This is a genomic window from Hydrogenoanaerobacterium sp., assembly GCF_032017025.1.
In the GTDB taxonomy this organism is placed as follows: domain Bacteria; phylum Bacillota; class Clostridia; order Oscillospirales; family Ruminococcaceae; genus Hydrogenoanaerobacterium.
In genome coordinates this window covers 83,107-104,457 of sequence record NZ_DALZQO010000008.1, presented here as the reverse complement: position 1 = coordinate 104,457, position 21,351 = coordinate 83,107, and the positions used below count along the sequence as shown (strand labels likewise).

The 21,351-nt window shown below is 47.4% G+C and carries 21 protein-coding genes; 8 read left to right on the top strand and 13 right to left on the bottom strand.

Features of this window, described 5'->3' with window-relative positions:
* Positions 1-181 precede the first annotated feature (181 nt).
* The 7 genes from nagA to RTV33_RS06920 all read right to left on the bottom strand — a co-directional run bounded on the left by nagA (position 182) and on the right by RTV33_RS06920 (position 7,160).
* Positions 182-1,327 (bottom strand): N-acetylglucosamine-6-phosphate deacetylase, encoded by a 1,146-nt coding sequence (nagA, locus tag RTV33_RS06950; RefSeq protein WP_312642864.1) that lies wholly within the window; start codon positions 1,325-1,327, stop codon positions 182-184.
* Between the two features lie 56 nt (positions 1,328-1,383).
* Positions 1,384-2,205, bottom strand: coding sequence for a PTS system mannose/fructose/sorbose family transporter subunit IID (locus RTV33_RS06945; protein ID WP_312642863.1), 822 nt, complete (start codon positions 2,203-2,205; stop codon positions 1,384-1,386).
* On the bottom strand, positions 2,198-2,980 hold the full coding sequence (locus RTV33_RS06940; protein ID WP_312642861.1) for a PTS sugar transporter subunit IIC: 783 nt from the start codon (positions 2,978-2,980) through the stop codon (positions 2,198-2,200). The genes RTV33_RS06945 and RTV33_RS06940 overlap by 8 nt, the downstream gene beginning before the upstream one ends.
* Before the next feature lie 226 nt (positions 2,981-3,206).
* The gene (locus RTV33_RS06935; protein WP_312642858.1) at positions 3,207-3,698 is read right to left on the bottom strand and encodes a PTS sugar transporter subunit IIB; all 492 of its coding nucleotides are present in this window, start codon (positions 3,696-3,698) and stop codon (positions 3,207-3,209) included.
* Between the two features lie 12 nt (positions 3,699-3,710).
* Entirely contained in the window at positions 3,711-4,124 is a 414-nt protein-coding gene (locus RTV33_RS06930; protein ID WP_312642856.1) for a hypothetical protein, read from the bottom strand.
* 237 nt (positions 4,125-4,361) lie between these two features.
* Complete coding sequence (locus tag RTV33_RS06925) at positions 4,362-6,308, bottom strand: HTH domain-containing protein (RefSeq protein ID WP_312642854.1); 1,947 nt, start codon at positions 6,306-6,308, stop codon at positions 4,362-4,364.
* Between the two features lie 309 nt (positions 6,309-6,617).
* The gene (locus RTV33_RS06920) at positions 6,618-7,160 is read right to left on the bottom strand and encodes a stage V sporulation T C-terminal domain-containing protein (RefSeq protein ID WP_312642852.1); all 543 of its coding nucleotides are present in this window, start codon (positions 7,158-7,160) and stop codon (positions 6,618-6,620) included.
* 312 nt (positions 7,161-7,472) lie between these two features.
* On the opposite strand from RTV33_RS06920, the gene RTV33_RS06915 reads away from it, so the two are divergent.
* From RTV33_RS06915 to RTV33_RS06900, 4 genes are all read left to right on the top strand, one after another.
* Positions 7,473-8,126 (top strand): Crp/Fnr family transcriptional regulator, encoded by a 654-nt coding sequence (locus RTV33_RS06915; protein WP_312642850.1) that lies wholly within the window; start codon positions 7,473-7,475, stop codon positions 8,124-8,126.
* A 64-nt stretch (positions 8,127-8,190) separates the two neighbouring features.
* Entirely contained in the window at positions 8,191-9,243 is a 1,053-nt protein-coding gene (locus tag RTV33_RS06910; protein ID WP_312642849.1) for an ABC transporter substrate-binding protein, read from the top strand.
* Entirely contained in the window at positions 9,215-10,003 is a 789-nt protein-coding gene (locus RTV33_RS06905; protein ID WP_312642847.1) for an ABC transporter permease subunit, read from the top strand. Before RTV33_RS06910 ends, RTV33_RS06905 begins: the two co-directional genes overlap by 29 nt.
* Positions 10,000-10,584 carry an ATP-binding cassette domain-containing protein gene (locus tag RTV33_RS06900; protein WP_312642845.1) on the top strand — a complete coding sequence of 195 codons (585 nt, stop codon included), beginning with the start codon at positions 10,000-10,002 and terminating at the stop codon, positions 10,582-10,584. The genes RTV33_RS06905 and RTV33_RS06900 overlap by 4 nt, the downstream gene beginning before the upstream one ends.
* A gap of 51 nt (positions 10,585-10,635) precedes the next feature.
* On the opposite strand, the gene RTV33_RS06895 is transcribed toward RTV33_RS06900, so the two are convergent.
* The 4 genes from RTV33_RS06895 to RTV33_RS06880 all read right to left on the bottom strand — a co-directional run bounded on the left by RTV33_RS06895 (position 10,636) and on the right by RTV33_RS06880 (position 15,015).
* Positions 10,636-11,622, bottom strand: coding sequence for a Gfo/Idh/MocA family oxidoreductase (locus tag RTV33_RS06895; protein ID WP_312642843.1), 987 nt, complete (start codon positions 11,620-11,622; stop codon positions 10,636-10,638).
* A gap of 50 nt (positions 11,623-11,672) precedes the next feature.
* Positions 11,673-13,007, bottom strand: a complete 1,335-nt coding sequence (locus RTV33_RS06890; RefSeq protein WP_312642841.1) for a DUF3887 domain-containing protein — start codon at positions 13,005-13,007, stop codon at positions 11,673-11,675.
* Positions 13,008-13,138: 131 nt separating this feature from the next.
* The gene (locus RTV33_RS06885) at positions 13,139-14,638 is read right to left on the bottom strand and encodes a 4Fe-4S dicluster domain-containing protein (RefSeq protein WP_312642840.1); all 1,500 of its coding nucleotides are present in this window, start codon (positions 14,636-14,638) and stop codon (positions 13,139-13,141) included.
* A 98-nt stretch (positions 14,639-14,736) separates the two neighbouring features.
* A complete protein-coding gene (locus RTV33_RS06880) occupies positions 14,737-15,015 on the bottom strand; it encodes an NAD(P)H-dependent oxidoreductase subunit E (protein WP_312642838.1) in 279 nt (92 codons plus the stop codon).
* Positions 15,016-15,341: 326 nt separating this feature from the next.
* On the opposite strand from RTV33_RS06880, the gene RTV33_RS06875 reads away from it, so the two are divergent.
* The 3 genes from RTV33_RS06875 (at position 15,342) to RTV33_RS06865 (ending at position 18,599) form a co-directional block, all read left to right on the top strand.
* The gene (locus RTV33_RS06875) at positions 15,342-15,602 is read left to right on the top strand and encodes a (2Fe-2S) ferredoxin domain-containing protein (protein WP_312642835.1); all 261 of its coding nucleotides are present in this window, start codon (positions 15,342-15,344) and stop codon (positions 15,600-15,602) included.
* Between the two features lie 68 nt (positions 15,603-15,670).
* Positions 15,671-17,380 (top strand): [Fe-Fe] hydrogenase large subunit C-terminal domain-containing protein, encoded by a 1,710-nt coding sequence (locus RTV33_RS06870; RefSeq protein WP_312642833.1) that lies wholly within the window; start codon positions 15,671-15,673, stop codon positions 17,378-17,380.
* Between the two features lie 46 nt (positions 17,381-17,426).
* A complete protein-coding gene (locus RTV33_RS06865) occupies positions 17,427-18,599 on the top strand; it encodes a SpoIIE family protein phosphatase (RefSeq protein WP_312642832.1) in 1,173 nt (390 codons plus the stop codon).
* Positions 18,600-18,692: 93 nt separating this feature from the next.
* Here RTV33_RS06865 and RTV33_RS06860 read toward each other — a convergent pair whose 3' ends face one another.
* Both RTV33_RS06860 and mtaB read right to left on the bottom strand, forming a co-directional pair.
* On the bottom strand, positions 18,693-19,394 hold the full coding sequence (locus RTV33_RS06860; protein WP_312642830.1) for a 4Fe-4S double cluster binding domain-containing protein: 702 nt from the start codon (positions 19,392-19,394) through the stop codon (positions 18,693-18,695).
* Positions 19,395-19,432: 38 nt separating this feature from the next.
* A complete protein-coding gene (gene mtaB, locus RTV33_RS06855; RefSeq protein ID WP_312642828.1) occupies positions 19,433-20,731 on the bottom strand; it encodes a tRNA (N(6)-L-threonylcarbamoyladenosine(37)-C(2))-methylthiotransferase MtaB in 1,299 nt (432 codons plus the stop codon).
* Positions 20,732-21,068: 337 nt separating this feature from the next.
* Here mtaB and RTV33_RS06850 point away from each other — a divergent pair, with 337 nt between their 5' ends.
* The gene (locus RTV33_RS06850) at positions 21,069-21,299 is read left to right on the top strand and encodes an HPr family phosphocarrier protein (protein WP_312642826.1); all 231 of its coding nucleotides are present in this window, start codon (positions 21,069-21,071) and stop codon (positions 21,297-21,299) included.
* Positions 21,300-21,351 lie beyond the last annotated feature (52 nt).

The window sequence follows — 21,351 nt, the reverse complement described above, 5'->3', positions numbered from 1 at the left end:
AAGGTTAAAACCCCTATACATGATTTTTCTTTGTCCCTTGTTCGGGATATTGATATCCTATGGTTTTCAGCAAGGATTTGAACTATTATGGTAGCCCGTGACTGTTGCACAATAGAAAAGGTGAACATCTATTCACGAGCAATAGACGTTCACCTTTTTTAGATGGTTCGTTACCGTTATTCTACTTTGAGTACGCAACATCGCCGCTGACAAAGGTCTTTATGCACTCAAAATCTTTGCTTATAACAACTACATCTGCGTCTTTTCCAACACAGATAGAGCCCTTGCTGCTATCGATTCCAAGTTTACGCGCCGGGTTGAGCGAAGCCATCTCTACAACCCTTTCGATGGGAATATGCAACTGCTGGTGAAGACTTTTCATGCCAAATAAAACAGGTTTGGTACTGCCGCAAAGCCTTCCACCCGATTCACGAATATACCCATCTTCACCTACAAACAATGTCATATTGCCGAAAAGGGTGTATTCGCCGGGTGCCAGCCCGGTAAGACCTATAGAATCTGAAACCAGAATAAACTTGCTGTAATCCTTTAATTTGAACATGATTTCAAGCATTTCCGGGCAAAGATGAAAAAAGTCGGCTATAATCTCGCAATCGACATTCGGATCCATCAAAGCTGTACCCAGTGCACCGATGTCACGGTGATGAATACCGCTCATAACATTACCGGTATGTGTAACCAAAGTAATGCCTTTCGCAAAGCCATGTGCCATTTCCTTGTGGGTTGCATTTGTATGGTATGCTGCAACAATTATTCCTTGTGAGATTAGGTAATCGATGACTTCATCTGCACCACATGCTTCCGGAGCAATTGACATAATCTTGAGAAGCCCGCATCCACGCCTTACATATTCCTTTGCAACCTCCACCGAGGGCTTAGGATAGGTGAAGTGGTTAGCAGCATTTTCACCCTCTCGTGTTCCAAAAGGGCCTTCCGAGTATATTCCCAGTATCTGTGCGCCATCGTTTCCTCTTTGCTCAACCGAAGCAATGATTTCAAAGAAATCCAGAGAAGCAGTGGGTGTTACACCTGTAACACCTACCGACGGCAGCATGGAGAGGTATCCCAAAAGATTCTCCTCATTGATGTCATCGCCCTCTGCCCATACACCTTTTCCCATAAAGCCATGGCTATGTAAATCAATGATTCCGGGAATAAGCATGGAATCTCCACAGTCTTCTATGCTGCCGCTTACAACAGCACCTTTTGGCAGTATTTCTGTAATTTTACCGTTTTCCATTCCCAGGTAACCAGAAACACATCCCGATTGAGTGAAGATATGCTCTGACTTTAAAATTTTTTTCATGTCAATCGTCCATTTCAATTCAATTTCATCTTTATTGCTGATTTCCAGCCATGAAATCAAAATATTCCAAGAATCGCTCCAAGTATGCACATTACCATAACGCCACATACAATCACTACAGGCTTAACACCCTTTTTGACGAGGGCGATGATACCAAATACCATAGCTAAGCTGAGCATTCCGGGCATAATGGAATCAAAAACCTGCTGCAGTGCGATTTCGGCGCTGCCTAGCTTTAAAGTAAAGGGGGTAGACACATTAACCATTTGTGCTACCAATGAACCAATCATAATTACACCGATAATAGACGCCGCATTGGTAACTCTTTTCAGGATTCCGCCCTGAAACAGCTTGTCAATCATCGTGGTGCCGATAGAGTAACCTGTAAACATCAAAGTTTTACGTATAAACAAGAATGGCAAAAAGTAAAGTAAAAACGCCAGTATGGGTCCAAACACACTGCCCGGAGTAGCAAGTGAAATACCTATTCCTGCTGCAATAACCCTCAGTGTGTTGAACTGAAAGGAATCACCGATACCCGCCATAGGCCCCATTAGGGAAGTTTTTGTTGCTGTAATCGCTTCAGAGGATATTTCGCCTGTTTCCGCTTTTTTCTTCTCCATAGCAATATTCAGTCCCAGAATAAAGGGCAGGCACATGTTGTTTGTATTCATGAAGCTGTTTGCTCTGTTCAAAGCTTCTTTTTGGTCTTTTTCGGTTTTGTAATATTTGTTGATAAAAGGCATCATGCAGTAGGCATAGCCTTGGCCAAGCATTTTAACGTAGTTAAAGGATGCACTGGTAGTACCGGATTTCCACATTGCTGTGGTAAGCATTTTCTTTTCCTCTGGTGAAATATTAGCGTACATTTTACTCATCGAAAAAATCCCCCTCTTCTGCCGAAACAGCTACTGCCGGCTGTGTGTCACCTTTGTCAGCCATAAACACAATTACTGCAATTGCGATTGCTAAAATTGATGTTGCAATGATAGGTAAATTCATATATTTGCAGAAAACAAATCCAACAAAGAAGAAGATGCATGTGCGTTTTGTCATGGTCATATTCAGCAGCAGTGCAAAACCAAGTGCGGGAAGCATGCCACCAGCAACACTAAAACCATGCATTATGGTTGCCGGCAGCATTGCAACCAAACTATCAAACTTCTCCATGCCAAAGGCGATGCCTGCAAATACGATAAGCGCATCAGGCAGATTCATAAGCCAAAGCGGCTGCGTCAAATGCATTTTAGTAAAAGTTTTGTATTTTCCTTGCTCCAGCAAAGAATCGTATTTGGGAGCCAGCATAGTGCTTGCAGTTCCGATCAGGGTCATTGCGGCACCGGATGCTGTAGCTACAGGTACTGAAAGCGCCAATGCCGCTTCCATATTCGCACCCGTCAAGATAACAAATGGAACGGCAAGTGCAGATGCCAGCGACGCGTTTGCGGGCAGTGTTCCGCCAATTGAAGCATAACCCATATAGATTCCTTCAAGTGCTGCGCCCATCATAATGCCTGTTTGCAAATCTCCCAGTGCCATACCAATCAATGTAGAAATCAGCAGGGGACTGTAAAACACTGCGCATGCTGTGGTAGTTCCCAGATAATACATTGCATAAAGAATCAATGCCACTACCAATGCTTCAAAAATCATTGTAAGCTCCATTCCGCCGCTCTGCACCGGCATAAAATTTTAATGAGAAAGTGCAACCCTTATCAGCAGAGCAAAGAAATGATAAGAGTTTCTTTGGGTATAGGCGCGGCGACGGCACTGTCGCAGAAAAAATGAGTGAATTGTTTCACTCGCAGACGTTGGGCTTAAAAGACGAAAATATCTTTTGCTTTCGCACAGTTGTAGGTCTTTCAGCCTATTTTCTCCTCTAAAACTTTTCCAGCAGCGCGCTTAAAGATAGTTTTGGGCGCTCTGGCACCATCCTCACCTCTGTTTCAATTCCGGTTGCTATAATTTCCTTTAAAATCTGCACTTCCTCACTGTTCACAAACAGGCCATCGCTTAACATTTTTCTGTCCGTCGCTTTGTCTCCGAGTCTTCCGCTGTTTCCTATATTCACCAAAGGAATATTGGGAACCGCTTTTGCAATTTTCAGCGCATCCTTTGGACAGTCGACCACAATTAGAATAGACATCTTCTCACAGCGCGGGTCATTTAACAGCACAATAGCATCGTCTACTGTTTTGATGGCAACTTTCATACCCTGAGGAGTAGCCATTTTCAATGTCATTTTAATCATTTCGTCTTCTGCGGCAGTATCGTTAGCCACTACTATGGAGGTAACCGTCAGCACCTTTGACCAGGCGATTGCCACCTGTCCATGAATCAACCTTTCATCTACTCTTAGCATTTTTATCATTTTCCTGTCCTCCTAAAAAAAATCCTCTTCTCCCGGCTGGTTGTCTGCTTTTAAGCTATCTGCGGTTATGAGTCTCATCTGGTCGCGGCAAACCTTAACAGCATCTTCCATCTCTTCTGCGCTTGGTTCGTTCATAAAAAGTATCTCCATAGCAAGGACAAGGTTGATTCCGGCAACAACGGTTACCCTGTTACAGATATATTTAGTCGCGATACGGTTAACGCTTCCCCCGTAGAGATCGGTCATGATTACAATTTTCTCGTCTTTAAAACGGACGTTTACGAGGTCAGCTATCTTTTCCTCAGGGTCGGAGTCATCCAGATAAGCATCGATTACATGCAGATCATGGCGCTCTCCTATTAACAAATTCAGTGAGCTTTGGATGCCCGAAGCCATTTTTCCGTGTGTAATAATAATAAATTGCATGTACTGTTCCTCACTTATATCAAAAATCTTGGCAAGCCCTGTTTCTTTGTGAGAGCTTGCCTGCAGTAGCGTTTTGTTTTAAGTTAGCCATATTATACCTATATTTTTTATAAAAGGTAATGTGTTATTTTTCTCCTTGGTAGGTGCAAAACGAGCCATTGCACTTACACAAGTGCAATGGCTCGCCAATAGTCTTTGGCAATATAACAACAAAACAATATACCATATGCAATTTCGTCACTTTTCATAATAAGACATGTTTTTGCTTAAATAAGTATTTTCAACCATATTCTGTGAGCCTGTCACCTTTTCCATCACTTTATCAACAATCCATAATTCCTGTGGAGAAATTTCACCGCGCATCTCAAAATACAATACATATCGGACTTCACTGCTTCCCCAAGATAACGGGTTCATAAGCGTGAGCAACTGACACCTGCGCGTGGCCGGCCTGACATCAAAGTTGATGATAACCGCCGCTCCATTTCCGCAGTCATACGAAATCACTTTTTCTCTGTGCTCCAGCTCACCGGTTAATACCCTGCTTTCTTGTATATCACTGTGATCCTTATAGATCAGAAACGTCAGAACATCCTCTTTCGACTTAAAATTAAGGTTTAAAATAATATTGTTTTTGGATAGGTACGGGATAATATCAGGGGTTTTAAGCTCTTCCAGCAGGAAATCCATAACCGGCTTATATCCATCGCCAGCGGTGAGTTTAGAGAGCGGTATTGCAGGAATATTGTCACTATATGTTGGCTCTAGCCCCAATATCAGGTCATATTTTTCTGCCCTCTCTTCTCTGCGCACAAGATACATTTCTTGAATATCTATTTTCTCAATGTACTGTCCATACAGCAATTTTAGCTCATCCGAAATAAGTCTTGCACTTTCATATCCGGAAGAAGGAAAGATCAATATTCGCTTCTTTTTTACCGAAAACGCTCTTTGCCGAACCGCATATTTAAAGCAGTAGGCAAGTTGATAAATTTTCTCTTTGCATACATTTTTTCCGGTTGCATTCTGAATGGATTTTGCAGCTAAATAGCCGAGCTGCTGTGCCAAAGGGTTTTTTGCAACCTCATCAAACCTCAGCTTCATGCACCAGCTATTGTGTTCCACTACATCAATGTGCATTCCTATGGATACCGGAATCAGCGTTCTGATTAAAGAGGCTCTTAATTCCTCTTGGCATTCAAACTGAATATCATACCCGTCGCTCATATCAAGCAGTATGCAGTCCGCCAGACGTTTCGCCTCTGTGTGGTGTGCGCCGTAGCGCAATACATCCATGGAGGGTGAAATATCTTCAAACGACAGCAGCATTACAGTCAAAAACAGCTTTTCTACCTCCGGAAGCGGTTTTTCAAAATACACATTGGTACGCTCTATAATGCGTTCCATAATCTTATATTCCAAAAAGTTTTTATATGGAACCAGCTTGCTGTATGGAATGTCTATGAGATGTCCGGCTATGTACCGTTTGTATGAAAGAAGCAGCAATACCGGTAATTTTTGCGAGTAGAAATCCTTAATAACCGTGTTGCTCCTTCTCATTTCTTCCAAGAAGATTTGCCGTGTATGCAGCCGTATTTCCATTGGAACATCAAACAGCTTATTAAACTCTTTTACCTTAAAATTAGGAATAGACTTGTGGTAGTAGTGGGTGTAGAAATCCAACTGACAAAGCCTCTTATGAAATTCGCTTCCTGTTGCTACAAGTCCAAGATTCCCTTCGTTCTTTAGCGTAAGTTTGTATTCATCAAGCGTTTGATACGCTCGCCGCATTTCTTTGCTCAAAGAGCGCTTTACCAAAAAAAGCTCTTCCGCTAGCTCATTGGTATTAACCGCTGCATCCCTGGAGATCAAGGTTCGTATGATATAATTTAACCGTTCATCACAATCGTCTGGAATTTCATCTACATGAGAGTATTTGTATGTAATAGGATTAAAAAAGCTCTCAAAAAGATCCTTGTTTATTATTTTGATGGAATACCCCATACCTTTTCGGCTAATCAGCTCAAGCCCATATTCGTCCAGAGAATTTCTGTATGCGGTAATATCGCTTTTGACGGTTCGCACCGAAACTTTAAGCTTTGAAGCTATTTTTTCTCCTGTGTATAACGCGTTTTCATGCAAAAGAACATAGATGATACCAATCATTCGTCTAGATAACTTCATGCCTATTACACAACCTCCCAGTGTACTTATCCTACTGCACTTATATAATATTATCGTCACTAATCTACATGCTTCAATTAGTTCAGAAGCCCCAAGAGTAATTTTGCATGCCAAATTAAGCTCTATTATAACATATAGAGGAGCAAACATCTTCTGTATTGAGGGCTGCTTAAAAAATATGCTGTTTTTCGTATCAAGGCACAGCAAAAGGGCTTGCCGCCTGCTCTTTACAGACAACAAACCCTCGAGGCTGGTTCATGAAAATATTTGCCCAACTTTTGAGCTCACTTCACTATGTGAAATATTTTGTTACTCTTCCATTTGCCTGCCTAAAAACAGCGCTGCTGCGTTAATCAGCTTAATTTCAGAGTCTTCTGCCACAGAGCCTGTATCTCCTGCGAGGAAAAGCACCGAGCCGCAAACATCGCCCGCCGCAATAATGGGAGCAGCAACCAACGCATAGCGGTCTACACCCTCTACCGGCTGCAGCTTGCCCTGATCTTTCGAAACCATTGCATAGTTGCGGCGCTGCTCCATAATCTCTTCAAGCGCGGGGGAAACGCGGCGCTCCAAGAGCTCTTTTTTAGGAATACCCGATACAGAAATAACATGATCTCGGTCGCAAATTACCGCGGGAAACCCACCTGCCTTATGCAGTACTTCAGCATACTGCCCGGCAAAAGACGACAGCTCACCGATGGGTGAATATTTTTTGAAGATTACTTCTCCGTCATTATCTGTATAGATTTCAAGGGGGTCACCCTCCCGAATCCTCATTGTTCTTCTAATCTCTTTGGGAATTACGACACGGCCTAAGTCGTCAATTCTTCTTACGATTCCTGTGGCTTTCATATCCTTAAACCCCTTACTTATAAATGTACTCATCTTTTGCTGCACTATTTATGGCGCATGTTTTACTGATTAAGCCTTGTTTTACAGCCGCATTTGTTTTACGTGATTAACCTGTGAACATCTCACTGGCTTATTGCTATTATCTGCTTGATTAGAAAAAATATGCTGATAGAAATTACAAAAATTCAACTTATTTTTAAAGGTCTTGCCTTTTTGGATAAAGATGATTTTCACCGTTGACAAAACAGTCTCGTGTGATTATCATGTAAATTGTACCATATGAGACACATTTTAAGATGAGAGGGTTGCTTTATGTCACTAACGGCGAAACAGAAAAAAGTAATCGGCTCTTGTTTTTTGTTTGAAGGGTTGGAGCCACAGCTGCTCGAAACTTTTTTTAGCGGCCTTGCCCCCGTAAGTTTCCCCGCGGGAGAACCAATTTACACCACAAGCAATTTCAAAAAATCCATTGGCATCATTACATTGGGAACAGTAACGGTGCAAAAAAGCAAAGGCGTTGTGCTCAACACACTTGGTGTGGGCGATTGCTTTGGTGTTGCAGGGCTGTTTCACCCTGTGGAGGAGTATGTTACAACGGTACGGGCAAAAAGCTTTGCCGAGCTGGTGTTTATTACCGACCGGCAGCTTACCCAACTGTTTGGTCAATACCCTGAAACTGCTATTAACTACATCACCTTTCTTTCCAAACGCATTCATTTTCTCAACCGTAAAATTGATAGCTTTACCGCACCCACCACTGCTGAAGGGCTTAAACTGTACTTGCTGGAAAACCAGCTCGGAGGCGAAGTCACTGTCTCAGCTGGATATTCGCAGCTTGCGCGGCAGCTGAACATGGGGCGTGCGTCGCTTTACCGCAGCCTTGAACAATTAGAGAAGCAGAATATCATCCGCAGGGAAGACCGAAAAATTACCGTTTTAGATTTAGCGTCTTTGTCTACAGAATAATTTCTGCATCTTTTATTGAATAATGTACAGTATTAGTATGACACCAAAAAAGGAGAAGTATCGTATGAAAAAAATTTTAGCCATTGCAATGGCACTGGTCTTAGTTCTTTCCTTTACAGCCTGCGGTCAAAAATCATCTTCCTCCGAGGCGATATCCTCTGAAAGCTCTTCCGCCGCACAGTCTTCTGAACCCGAGGAAACTCCCGCTGAAAAAATCGATGTCAAAATAGCAGCACTCAAAGGCCCCACAGCAATTGGCATGGTAAAGCTGATGGATGACGCTGCAAAAGGCGAAACCGCAAACAACTATGAGTTTACCCTTGCGGGCGCGCCCGATGAAATTGTGGGCAGCATTATCAAAGGCGATTTTGATATTGCCGCTGTACCCACCAATCTTTCCGCCACCCTATTCAATAAAACTGAGGGCAAGGTAAAGCTTGCAGCGCTCAACACCATGGGTGTGCTGTATCTCGTTGAAAACGGCGAAGCTATCCAGTCGGTCGCCGACCTTAAGGGCAAAACTATTTACGCAACGGGCAAAGGCTCTACGCCGGAGTTTGCACTGAACTACGTGCTGGAGCAAAACGGGCTCAAAGTAGGTACCGACGTAACCGTGGAGTACAGAACCGAGCACACCGAGCTTGCAAGCATGCTTGCGGCAGGGCAGGCAGACATTGCACTGCTTCCGCAGCCTTTCGTCACCAGCGTATTGATGCAAAACGAAAAGGTGCGTGTAGCACTTGACCTCACCAAAGAATGGGAGAGCGCAACCAAAGGCGCGAGCGGGCTCACCATGGGCTGTATTGTAGTTCAGCAAAAATTTATCGACGAGCACCCCGAAGCGTTAAAAACATTTTTGGAGGAATACAAGGCCTCCACCGCTTACGTTACCGACAGTGCAAATCTAGATGCTGCTGCCGAGCTGGTGGTTGCACAGAATATTATCCCCAAGGCGCCTATGGCAAAAAAAGCCATTCCCCAGTGCAACATTGTGTTTCTCGACGGCGCTGAGATGAAAACCATTGCGGGCGGCTTTTTGCAGGTTCTCTTTGATGCCAACCCCCAATCGGTAGGAGGAAAACTGCCCGATGAAAGCTTCTACTACACCGCACCATAGAATATTTAGTTCCATTGTTGTGATTACCCTTTGGCTGCTATTGTGGCAGGGGGCATATCTCGTTGTGGGGGAAGACCTTTTGCTGGTTTCTCCCGTTGCAACGTTGCAGCGCATTTTTCAGCTTATGGGCAGCGGCGGGTTTTGGCAGATCGTCTTTGGCAGCGTAGGCAGAATTTTACTCGGTTTTGCAATGGGGCTGCTGCTTGGCACTGTAATTGCTGCGGTCACCGCCCGTTCTCGGGCGCTGTATGCATTTTTTTCACTGCCCATGAGCATGATTAAAGCGACGCCTGTTGCATCGTTTGTGATTTTGGCTTTGGTGTGGATTCGCGGAACCAATCTTTCGGCTTTTATCGCGTTTTTGATGGTGCTGCCTCTGATTTGGTCAAACGTGCACGAGGGTATTACACAAACCGACCCTAAGCTGCTGGAGATGGCGGCGGTATACCGCCTGCCCCGCCGTGCTGTGCTTAAAAACATCACCGTTCCCGCCGTGCTGCCTTATTTTCTCTCTGCCGCAAAGGTGGGGTTAGGGTTTTCGTGGAAGGCGGGTATTGCGGGCGAGGTCATCGCTATTCCGGCAAATGCAATCGGTACACAGCTTTACAACGCCAAAATCTACCTCGAAACGCCCGACCTGTTTGCATGGACTGCTGTAATCATCCTGCTATCCGTTTTTTTGGAACGACTGATGGTAAGCGGCATCAACGCACTTGCGAGGCAGGTGAACCGCCTTGCAGAGCAGGAGGTGCCCAAATGAAGCTGATACTGGAGAGTGTCTGTTTTTCTTACGGAGAGAAGCAGATTTTGCACAACACCAACCTTACCCTCGCCGCAGGTGATAAAATTGCGCTGATGGGTGCGTCGGGCACCGGCAAAACCACTTTACTGCGGCTGATGGCAGGGCTGAACTTACCCGATTCAGGCACCGTACAGGGTATTCCCGCACAGGGCGTTTCGATGGTGTTTCAGGAGAACCGACTGCTGCCACACCTCACCGCGCTGGATAACCTCGCACTGGTTGCTCCCTACAAATCTGCTGCAGAGCTGACTGCATTGCTCGCTGAGGTAGGGCTTGCGGGGGAAGGGAACAGCTACCCCAAGGCACTCAGCGGCGGAATGAAACGGCGTGTGGCAATTGCGCGGGCAATTGCATTGGGCAGCCCTCTCGTGCTTTTGGACGAGCCTTTTTCGGGGCTGGACGAGGCAAGCCGCCGCCAGACTGCCGAATTCTTACTGCAGCACACCACCCAAAGCATTGTTGTTGCCGTAACGCACGACCCACAGGAGGCTCAGCTGCTGGGCGCACAAATCGTAACACTGGATTCTTTGCGAAAATAGGCACAAAAAAGAACGCTGATTAACAGCGTTCTTTTTGTATTGCTCTGTTATTTATTTGCCATCTGCCGCAAACACAATGCCCGCACTTTTACGTGCTTTGCACAGTACGTCCATTACGATTTCGCTCTGGTTTAGCGCACGCAGCACATAATCCCAGTCATCATTCTGTATCGCTTTCACAAATGCCGCTGCTTCGTAATCCATCGGGTTATCGCTCTGCGTAAGAGAGACGTTCCTCTTCTCCTCACCGGCAAGTGCAAGCCCGACATGGTCGCAGCGCCCGGTAGAGCCCCGTATGGTCAGATAGCCATGTTCCCCTTGGAATTCCGTCAATGTGGTGGAGTGGGTATCTTTACTAAAGGTAATATTACACACCTTATCGGGGTATTTGAGCAGCAGCATACCCGAGGTATCAATGCTATACTGCTCGCTGTTGCTAAAGCACACCACATCCTGCGGCGCGCCAAACAGCCCCACCGTAAGGTGAATACCGTATACACCAAGGTCGTATAGTGCACCACCTGAAAACGCGGGGTCGAAAATATTGGTGCGCTCCCCAGCCTGCAGCTGTGGGTAGCGTGATGAATACTGGCTGAAATCCACCTTGGCAATGCGAACAGGCGCAATCTTTTTGATATTCTCTTTGATGCATGCAAAATTGGGCATAGAAAGCGTGGTAATCGCCTCAAATACAAACGCACGCTTTTCCACAACCTTGCGTTTGATCTGTTGAAACTCTTTCATTGTTGAAACAAACGGTTTCTCGCAGATGACGGCTTTTCCCGCATCAATTGCGCGGTCCATATAGCCGAAATGCAGCGAATTCGGTGCGCCGATGTATACAATCTCTACTTTCGAGTCGTCCAAAAGCTGCTGATAATCATCATAAAACGCGGTGGCTCCATGCGGTGTGCCAAACTCATTGGCTTTATCGATACTGCGCGAAAACACGCCGTATGGCTCCAACCCTTCGGTAACGGCAGCCGCCCTCAAAAATCGTTCGGTAATCCAGCTTGTTCCGACTGTTGCCAGTTTCATCTTTGATCAACCTTTCCTCTTGTCATTCTTATCATCAGATGATTGCACCGTTAATGGGTCTTAATCCATGCGGCGATATCATCAATTACCTTTTGCTCCACATGGGCGGGGGAATCGTAATCGGTGGTATCTTTTACTCCGGTGGTAGGCATAAACAGGTGGTTCAGCCCGCCGTACACCCAGTAAGTGACATTTTGCTTGCCCGCAAGCGCATCGCGCCAGGACTGATAGTCCTTTTCTACCGAAACCTGAAAATCTGCATCGCCTTGCAGCACCAGCATGGGGATGTTGAGGTTTGGCGCATAGGCAATGCCCTTTGCACGGTTCAGGCTTACCCAGTAAGAAGCTGGTTGCCCAAAAACAGTTACGGATTTCTTTGCATCGGCATCGGTTAGCTCTTTGATTTTTTTATATTCCTTTTCCAACGCTTGAACTCTTTTTGCTTTCTCGCTCTCGCTGATATTGCTTTCGTTAATGGCAGCGAGGTTTTGATCAAGCAGGATATCCTCCATTCCACGCAGGCTGCCTGCCATGGAGATAATGCCGCGCACCGTTTGGTTGTCGTACGCAATTTTAGGTGCCAGCATGCCGCCCATGCTGTGACCCAGCAGATAAATACGGTTGTTATCTACCCGCGTATCTACCTCTGCAAGCTCTATCGCATCGGTTGCATCCTTGATGACCTCGTCCTCAACGGTGAGCGTATTGGCAAGGTTCTGTGCCTCTTCGGGGTAGGTGAAAAAACGTTTGTTGTAGCGGATACTGGCAATGCCCTGCTCCGCCAAGCCATGGGCAATATCACGAAATGGCTTGTTGGCAGCCTTACCCACCGTTTCGTCAAGGTCGGTAGAGCCGCTGCCCTGCAGCATCACCACCACCGGCGGTTTCTCCACGCCCTTGGGCAGGGTGAGTTTGCCGCTGAGCTTGGTGGCGCCGGAGCCAATTTCCAGCCTGATTTCTTCAAACTTTTCGCTGTTCTCAAGCGGCTGCTCAATCACTTTGCCGTAGTTAATCCAGAGCCCTTCGATTTGATTTTTTCGGTTAAACGTAAATGTAGCGACCAACTCTTTGGAGGTATATTCGCTGGTGACTATTACGGTGGCCTTGCTGCCTTCTACTTTAACCTCGGCACCGGTTTGCTTTACAAATGTGCCCACCGGAGTTGTCACCAAACCCCACGCTTGGCGCAGGGTCTCAGCGGGCAGCTTTGCCGCACAGGCTGTGCTCATTTTCGCTACTACCTTATCGTAGTCGCCCGCCACAATCTCATCCACACTCTGCGAGGCAATCTGCCTGATTGCTTGTTCATCAAAGCTTGCACTGCCGCAAGCTGCCATACCAATTGTCAGCAACGCCGCCAGTATCATTGCCCAAAGCTTTTTCATCGATTCCCTCCGTTTTATACTTCTTGAAATCTATTGTGTACTTTTGTTTTAATTTTACCATATTATGTGTTGCATTTCTGTAAACATTAAAAAAGAACCGCCTCAAGGCAGTTCTTTTTTATGCAAATCATTTATTCTTTCACTTCGGCCAAGGGGTTTTTGGTGGCAATTTTTTCAGTAGCCTCGTTCTGGAAGTTCTTCACCGCAGAAGCAGCCTTGTTCAACGGCATAAGCGTGCCTGCGCCTGCCACACAGCCGCCGGGGCATGCCATACCTTCCATCAGGTAACCATCACGCTTACCGGCTTTGGCTAACATCAGCATCTTAGCGCAATTTTTCAGCCCCTCTGCACGGTCAATCTTCATCTCCACGTCGGGGTATATCTCTTTTACACATGCGGCAATTGCTTCGGCAACGCCGCCGGCTACGCTGTAGCCGCGCCCTGCAGCAGTGGCATCATCAAACTTTTCGGCATCTTCTATTTCACCAAACTCAACGCCTTTTGCAACAAACATACCCATCAGCTCTTCAAAGGTGATGACAAAGTCAACGTCGCTGCGCACAGTTTTTCTGGAGGCCTCCAGCTTTTTGGCGGAGCAGGGACCGATGAAGACAATTTTTGCATTGGGGTGGTCTTTTTTAATGATACGCGCGGTGGCAACCATAGGGGTAAGAGCGCTTGAAACATAAGGTGCAATCTCGGGGAATTTGTTCTTGGCCATCACTGACCACGACGGGCAGCAGGAGGTTGCAAGAAACGGTTCATCACCGTTTACAACCTTGTGCACATAGTGCTTGGCTTCTTCCACTGCACCCAGGTCGGCACCGATGGCAACCTCAACCACGTCAGCTATGCCAAGGCGTTTGATCGCCTCTTTAATTTTATCGGGGGTGGCGAGCGGGCCGAACTGGCCTACAAACGCGGGTGCGATTGCACCGATTACCTCGTCGCCCTCTTTAATGGCATGGATGAGCTGAAATATTTGTGACTTGTCTGAGATAGCACCGAACGGGCAGTTTACAAGGCACATTCCGCAAGAAACACATTTGTCGTAGTTAATTTTTGCCCTGCCAAGGTGGTCGCTTTCAATCGCGTCCACACCACAGGCAGCGGCACAGGGCCGGTCGTATTTCACAATTGCCTCATAGGGGCAGCTATCTTTGCATCTGCCACATTTGACACATTTGTCTTTATCAATCAAAGATCTGCCGTTTACCATCGAGATTGCCTTGACCGGGCAAACCGATGTGCAGGGGTGCGCAAGGCAGCCGCGGCAGTTGTTGGTAACAAAGAATGAAGTCTCTTCACATTTGCTGCAAGCAAACGGAATCACGTTTATCAGCGGAGGCTCGTATACTTTTTTTGCAATCGCGCTTTCTTCAACGCCACGAGAAATCGGCGCAGGGTTATCTGCAGGGTAGAGAGGCAGCCCAATGGCGAGACGCAGGCGCTCTCCCACAATTGCGCGTTCTACAAACACACTGTCACGGTAGGTGGGAACCTCGCCCGGTATTATTTTAAAAGGGATTTCAACAATTCTCGAATAATCTCCGCCCTCGTACGCCATCCGGGCAACCTCGGCAAATACCTGTCTGCGTATCTTCGTAACAGGTGTAAAAATTCCCCTCATAACTGGTCTATCGTCCTTTCGCCGCTATCGGCCTGAAATTATTTTGTGCAGGGGTTTACCAACTGCAAACCCCTGCACCCAAAACCAATCTTTCACAGTTAGATTGATTTTATGTCCTGCGATGCAAGCCCTATCACTTTTGCCATTACGGTTTCGCTATCCGCCTTCTCAATTAACTCACCGTTAACTTTGATCAGCGGAGACTGCAACCCATGCTTTGTTTCGCCCAGACACTTGTTCATCTCAATTTGGATTTGTGTGTTGAACCGAAGCTGCACTTTGAGTTTTTTCAGACTTTCGATCGACTCAATAATGTCCATAGCACCTTTCATAACACACTCGTTGCACACACAAACCTCCACGATCAGCTTTTTCATGGTAACAAGCTGTCCCCTTTCACACATATAGTATACGATACATTTGCCTATTGTGACAAGCCGTTGTCACAAATTTAACAACCCTATTATTTATTATAGAATATGATATAGGTCAAGTCAACCTTTGGGACAAAACCTTGTGCCAAACGGTGCAGAATATGTTACAATAAAAGGGTAAAATCACAATGCATAAGCAGCCGAAAAAAGACGGTGAGCCTACCCGTTCTCTATTGAAATAGAAGCCATAGTATTGTATAATAAGTTTGATATTTTTTTAACAACTCAAGGTTCCTTTTTAGGTACCCTATCGAAAGGATGCAAGCTTTATGATCGAAGTAAGTGTGTGTGTAGGCAGCTCATGTCATATGCGCGGCTCGTATCAGGTAATTAAAACCTTTACCGAGCTAATCAAACGCAACAACCTTGAAGAAACGGTCAAGCTGAAAGCAGCGTTTTGCATGGGGCACTGCCTCAACGGCATTGCCATTACGGTGGCAGGTGAGCCGGTGGATAATGTGGGCTTCGCCAATGCAGAACAGGTGTTTTACGAAAAAATTTACCCGCTGGTAAAAAGTATAGGGCAATGAGATAGAGGAATAACCGTGAGCAATTGCTGCTGTGTATATGGCTTTGCCACGGCTGAACGGAGGCCATTATGAGCATAATTGAACTAAACCCCACCAACTGCCAAAACTGCTATAAATGTATACGCGAATGCCCGATTAAGGCAATTGCTTTTAAGGACGGGCGCGCCAAAATTATTGATAAAGAGTGTATTCTGTGCGGTATCTGCGTTCAAAGCTGTCCGCAAAACGCAAAATATATCCGCAATGACGTAGATGCTGTCAAGGCGCTGCTGCAAACCGGCAAGCCGGTGTACGCGTCGATCGCGCCCTCTTGGCAGGGCTGGTACGATACCGATGAGTTTGGGGTAATCAGTGCCGCGCTGAAAAAGCTTGGCTTTGCGGGTGTGGAGGAAACCGCTATTGGTGCTGCGGAAACCTCTCGCGAATACGCCGAGCTGATGGAAAAAGGTTCTATGAAGAACATTATTGGTACGGCATGCTCGTCGGTGGTAATGCTCATTGAGCGCAAATACCCCGAGCTGGTAAAAGCATTGTCACCGGTATCGTCCCCTATGATGGCGCATGCGCGCCTGATGCGCGAAACTTACGGCGATATCAAGGTGGTGTTTATAGGCCCCTGCCTTTCCAAAAAGGATGAAGCCGCAGACCCGCTCGCAGGAGGTCTCGTAAATCTGGCGCTTACCTTCTCGTCGCTTGACCGCTGGCTGGGGGAGGAGGGCATCACCTTCGGCACGGCAGATAACAGCGTGCTGGGGGTAAAAAACAGAAAAGCGCGGTTCTATCCCAAGAGAGGCGGTATTCTCGCAACCATTCCTGCCGAGAAGTTCGGCAAATACCGCCCTATGGCGGTGGATGGTATCTTCCGCTGTATTGAGCTGTTTGATGCCATGAAAAACGGCGAGCTGGAAAATGTGTTTGTCGAGGCAAATATCTGCGCGGGCAGCTGCCTTGGCGGCCCGATTATGCGTATGGGCGGCAAGCGTTCCATGCTGCTGGAAGATCGCATCACCGACCACGCCCTCAGCCATGACGTGCGCTATGCACCCACCGCAGAGTCGCAGTTCTCTCACCCGCGTGTGTTTGCAAACCGCGCCGATAAAACCCCTATGCCGAGTGAGGAGGATATTAAAAAAATTCTTGCACGTATCGGCAAATACACCCCCGAGCAGGAGCTCAACTGCGGCAGCTGCGGATACCCCAACTGCCGAGCCAAGGCGATTGCGGTATACCAGGGCAAGGCAGATATCAACATGTGCCTGCCGTTCTTCCGCGCGCGTGCCGAGAACATGTCCAACATGGTGATGGAGCACTCACCCAACGCAATCATCGCGTTCGACCACGATCTGCTGGTGCAGGAGCTCAACCCCACCGCTGAGGAGATGTTCTGCATTTCGGCGGCCGATAGTATCAACATGCCGATCTCCGAGTTTTATGGCGAAACCGCCTTTGAAGATGCAAAGCGCAGCGGCAAGCCTGTCATCAAAAAGGCCCGCCTGTTCAGCAACAATCACTCGGTGGAAGAGACCTTTATCTATATCAAAGAGCATAATATGTATCTTGCATTTGTAAAGGATATTTCGGGTGACGAAAAGCGGCAGGAGGAGCTTGCCGAGCTGCGCGCCCATACAATTGATACGGCACAGCAGGTTATTGACAAGCAGATGCGCGTAGCACAGGAGATTGCAAGCCTGCTGGGTGAAACTACCGCCGAAACCAAAGTGGCTCTCACCAACTTAAAGCGCTCGATGAGCGGTGAAGCGGGGAACACCCCAAGATAAGCATCAAATTCGTTAGCACAGTCTTTTTGGAATTGGAGAAACAACCATGGATTTATTTATAGATGCGGCTTATGAAAGTTTAAACCACTATGGCGAAGAGCTCTGCGGCGATAAGGTTGAGTTTATGCGCACCGACCGCGGCTTTATTCTGGTGCTGGCAGACGGACTGGGCAGCGGTGTAAAGGCCAATATTTTGTCCACCCTCACCAGCAAAATCATCGCCACCATGCTGAGCAGCGGTGCCCGCCTGAAGGATGCCGTGGAGACCATTGCCAGCACGCTGCCCGTATGCAACGAGCGCGGCATTGCCTACTCGACCTTTACCATTATCAATATCAGCAAGAGCGGGCATGTACGCATTGCAGAGTTCGACAACCCCAGTTTGGTTTACTTCAAAGGCGACACGATGACTGAGATTGACCGCGCTGAGCAGGAGATTGGCGGTAAAACCGTATACACCAGCGACTTTTATGCCCAGATCGGCGACACACTCATCGCCTTTTCGGATGGTGTAGTGCATGCCGGCGTCGGCGCTTTGCTTGACCTCGGCTGGCAGTACGATAATATTGTCAAATACATCAAAGAAAACTTTTCGCCTGATGTAGCGCCCATTGTCATGTGCCGAAAGCTGCTGGGTGCGGTGAACACGCTTTATATGGGCAAGCCGGGGGATGATTCGACCGTGTGCACCCTGCGCATCAAGCTCAGTCGCCCCGCCTATGTGATGGTAGGGCCGCCAATGAACGCAGAACTGGACAAAGTGGTTGTGGATAAACTGATGTTTTCGGGCGGTTTAAAGGTTGTGTGCGGCGGTACCACCTCGCAGATTGTCAGCCGCGTTACAGGCAGAGAGCTGGAGGTTACGCTTGACTACGAGAACCCTGCTATCCCGCCGACTGCCCGTATCCCCGGTGTCGACCTTGTCACCGAGGGTGTGCTTACGCTCGGCAAATGCCTTGATATCATCAAAAACATGAACGAAGCAGATAGCGACAATTGGGATATGTATTCGCTCAATAAAAAAGACGGTGCGTCCGAATTAACAAGGCTGTTGTTGCAGGAAAGCACAGAGGTTCACTTTTTGGTGGGGCGTGCGCTCAACCCCGCCCACCAAAACCCGGGTATGCCTGTTTCGCTCGGCCTAAAGCTGAACCTCATCAAAGAGCTTGCCACAGAACTGGAGAAAACCGGCAAAAAAACCTTTATCGAATACTTTTAGCGGTGAGTCCGCATACTGTAAACAAGTAAGAGCCCCTCCAACCGGAGGGGCTCTTACTTGTTTTGCCTGTAACTCAGCTTATAAACCGCAGCCTTACGACTTTTGAACCGTCTGCAGGCGTTTACAGGCCTGAGGGCAAACCCGCATGCAAACACCACACACCGCACCGCGTCCGATATGCTTGTATTTTTCTTTCATATGGCGGCTGCATTTTTCGGGGTCAAAAATTTCACTGCGCGCGGTGCCAACCTGCCACTCACCGCCCAGAATCGCACCCGATGGGCACGCATCCACACACAGCCTGCACCCACCGCAAACCGATACAGGCTTCGCCTGCTCGGTTTCAAATGCACAGTCGGTGAATACCGTACCCAACCGCACACGGGAACCGTATTCTCTGTGCAAAAACAGCGAGCTTTTGCCGATAGTGCCAAGCCCCGCAAGACAGGCAGCCTTTTTGTGGGAATAGCGCCCGTCGTAATTCCAGCCGTCTTTGTTGATGGATTGCGACGCGGCTACCGTAATGTAACGGTAACCTGCACGGTCGAGAAAGAGCCCTGTTTTCAGCAGCATCTGGTCCAAAAAGGCGTTGACACTGCGGTAATGGTTAAAATAGGTGTGAGTAGGTTCGGTGGTAATCTCATCCACAATCGCGTCCGAAAGCTTTACCGCAAGGCTGACAAAATGCCCACAGCCGCCCATAAAGCCCTTCGGTTCATCCAAAACCTGCCCAAAGCCCACGTCCGAAACACCCTGCTGCAGTAAATATTGTTTCAGCTCAGCCTGTAAGCTCATTGCATTACCCCCAACGTAATTCATAGATCGAAAGCGGCCTAATCCACCAGCTTGCCGATGCAGTAGTCGCCGCTGACCGAAACAAGCTGCACGTTGCGCAGCTGCCCGCGGATATCCGTATCCGCAAGTACCCGCACAGGGGTATAGTTTTTGGTGTATCCCTCGGTGCCCAGCGCAGTCTCATTGGTTTCAAACAGTACCTGTTCGGTTCTGCCTACCTGCGTTTGCAAAAATGCGCGGCGTACATCATCCATCACGCGTGAGAGCTCGGCACAGCGTATTTCTTTCACTGCTTTGGTAATTTGATTGGGCATGGTTGCGGCACGAGTACCCTCGCGCACCGAGTACGGGAACACATGCACCTTGGCAAAGCCGATCTCCTGTGCAAATTTAACGCACTGGGCAAACTCTTCGTCGGTTTCGCCGGGGAAACCCACTACAATATCGGTCGTCATGGCCGAATTATCAAAAGCGGCGCGCAGCTTGCGCACAATGTCTGCATATTCCGCACTGGTGTAGTGGCGGTTCATGCGTTTTAGGGTGGCGTCACAGCCGCTTTGGAGAGACAGATGAAATTGCGGGCAGAATTTGGGCTGTGCCGCCATTCGAGCAATATCCTCGTCGGTGAGCAGTTCCGGCTCAAGCGAGCCAAGGCGTACGCGTTCAATGCCGCCAATGGAACAGGCAAGCTCGATAGCGTCAATCAAACGCAGCTTGCCGCCGGTTTCTTTACCGTAGAAAGGCAGGTTGATGCCGACCAGCACAACCTCCTTGTAGCCTGCTGTTGCAAGGCCCTCCAGCTCTTCCTTAAGCTCCTCCAGCGGCTTGCTGCGTACGGGGCCGCGCGCCATGGGTATAATGCAGTAGGAGCAGTAGCGGTCGCAGCCGTCCTGCACCTTGATGAACGCACGGGTGCGGTCAAGAAACTGGCTCGCCTTCATGCTCTCAAACTTCTCGCCCCGCTCATGCGGAGTAATATCGATGACGCGCTCACCTGTTTCCAAATATTTTTGAATGTTGGTAAGCAGGCTGCTGCGGTTGTACGAGCCCGTAATCACATCGGCCTCAGGAATTTTCTCTGCCGCGTCGGGGAACGCCTGCGGAAAGCAGCCGGTAAGTGCGGCTACCGCCAGCGGGTTGGCACGTTTAAACCGGCGCAGGGCCTGTCTTGTTTTTTTATCGCCTGAAGAGGTCACCGTGCAGGAATTGATCACGAAAATATCCGCCCCGGAATCGGGTGGGACAATATCAAACCCATTATCATAAAAAATCTGCTCTAAAATTTGTGTTTCATACTGGTTCACCTTGCAGCCCAGTGTGTAAAAAGCGGCTCTCATGTTCGCCCTCCATTTTTTATTTAAATAAAGCTTGCCGCACCGGCCGTCATAATTCGACGCACCCTGCGCGGCAACCAAATTTTGTCTAGATGGTTTTTCGATAAAGAACGAAGAAAACAGGTATAAAATTTGCTGCACAGCAGCTTTCAAACCAATGTCATAATGCTTGCGGGTTAGTGGGTAAATAAATTTGTTGCAAAAGCCTATTTCCTATGTATTATTATAATAAATTTCACAGATAATTACAATTAGCAGTTGACTTAAAAACCCACGGCTGATATATTGTAATTATGGTAATAATCCTTACAAATTATAATAGAAATGGAGGATTGCTGTTATGAAAGAAGTTACGATTCTTCTCAACACAATCAATGATGTCAAGATTTTTGTAAACACCGTTTCCAAGTACGATTTTGATGTGGATCTGATCTCAGGCAGATACGCAATCGATGCAAAATCGATTATGGGTATTTTTAGCCTCGACCTGTCTAAACCGATTAAAATGCAGGTGTACAGTGACAACTGCGACTCGTTTATGGACGAGATTAAGTCTTTCATTGTGTCATAACCAAATAAACAACATAAATAGCTGGGTGGCATTTTTTTAGATGCTGTCCAGC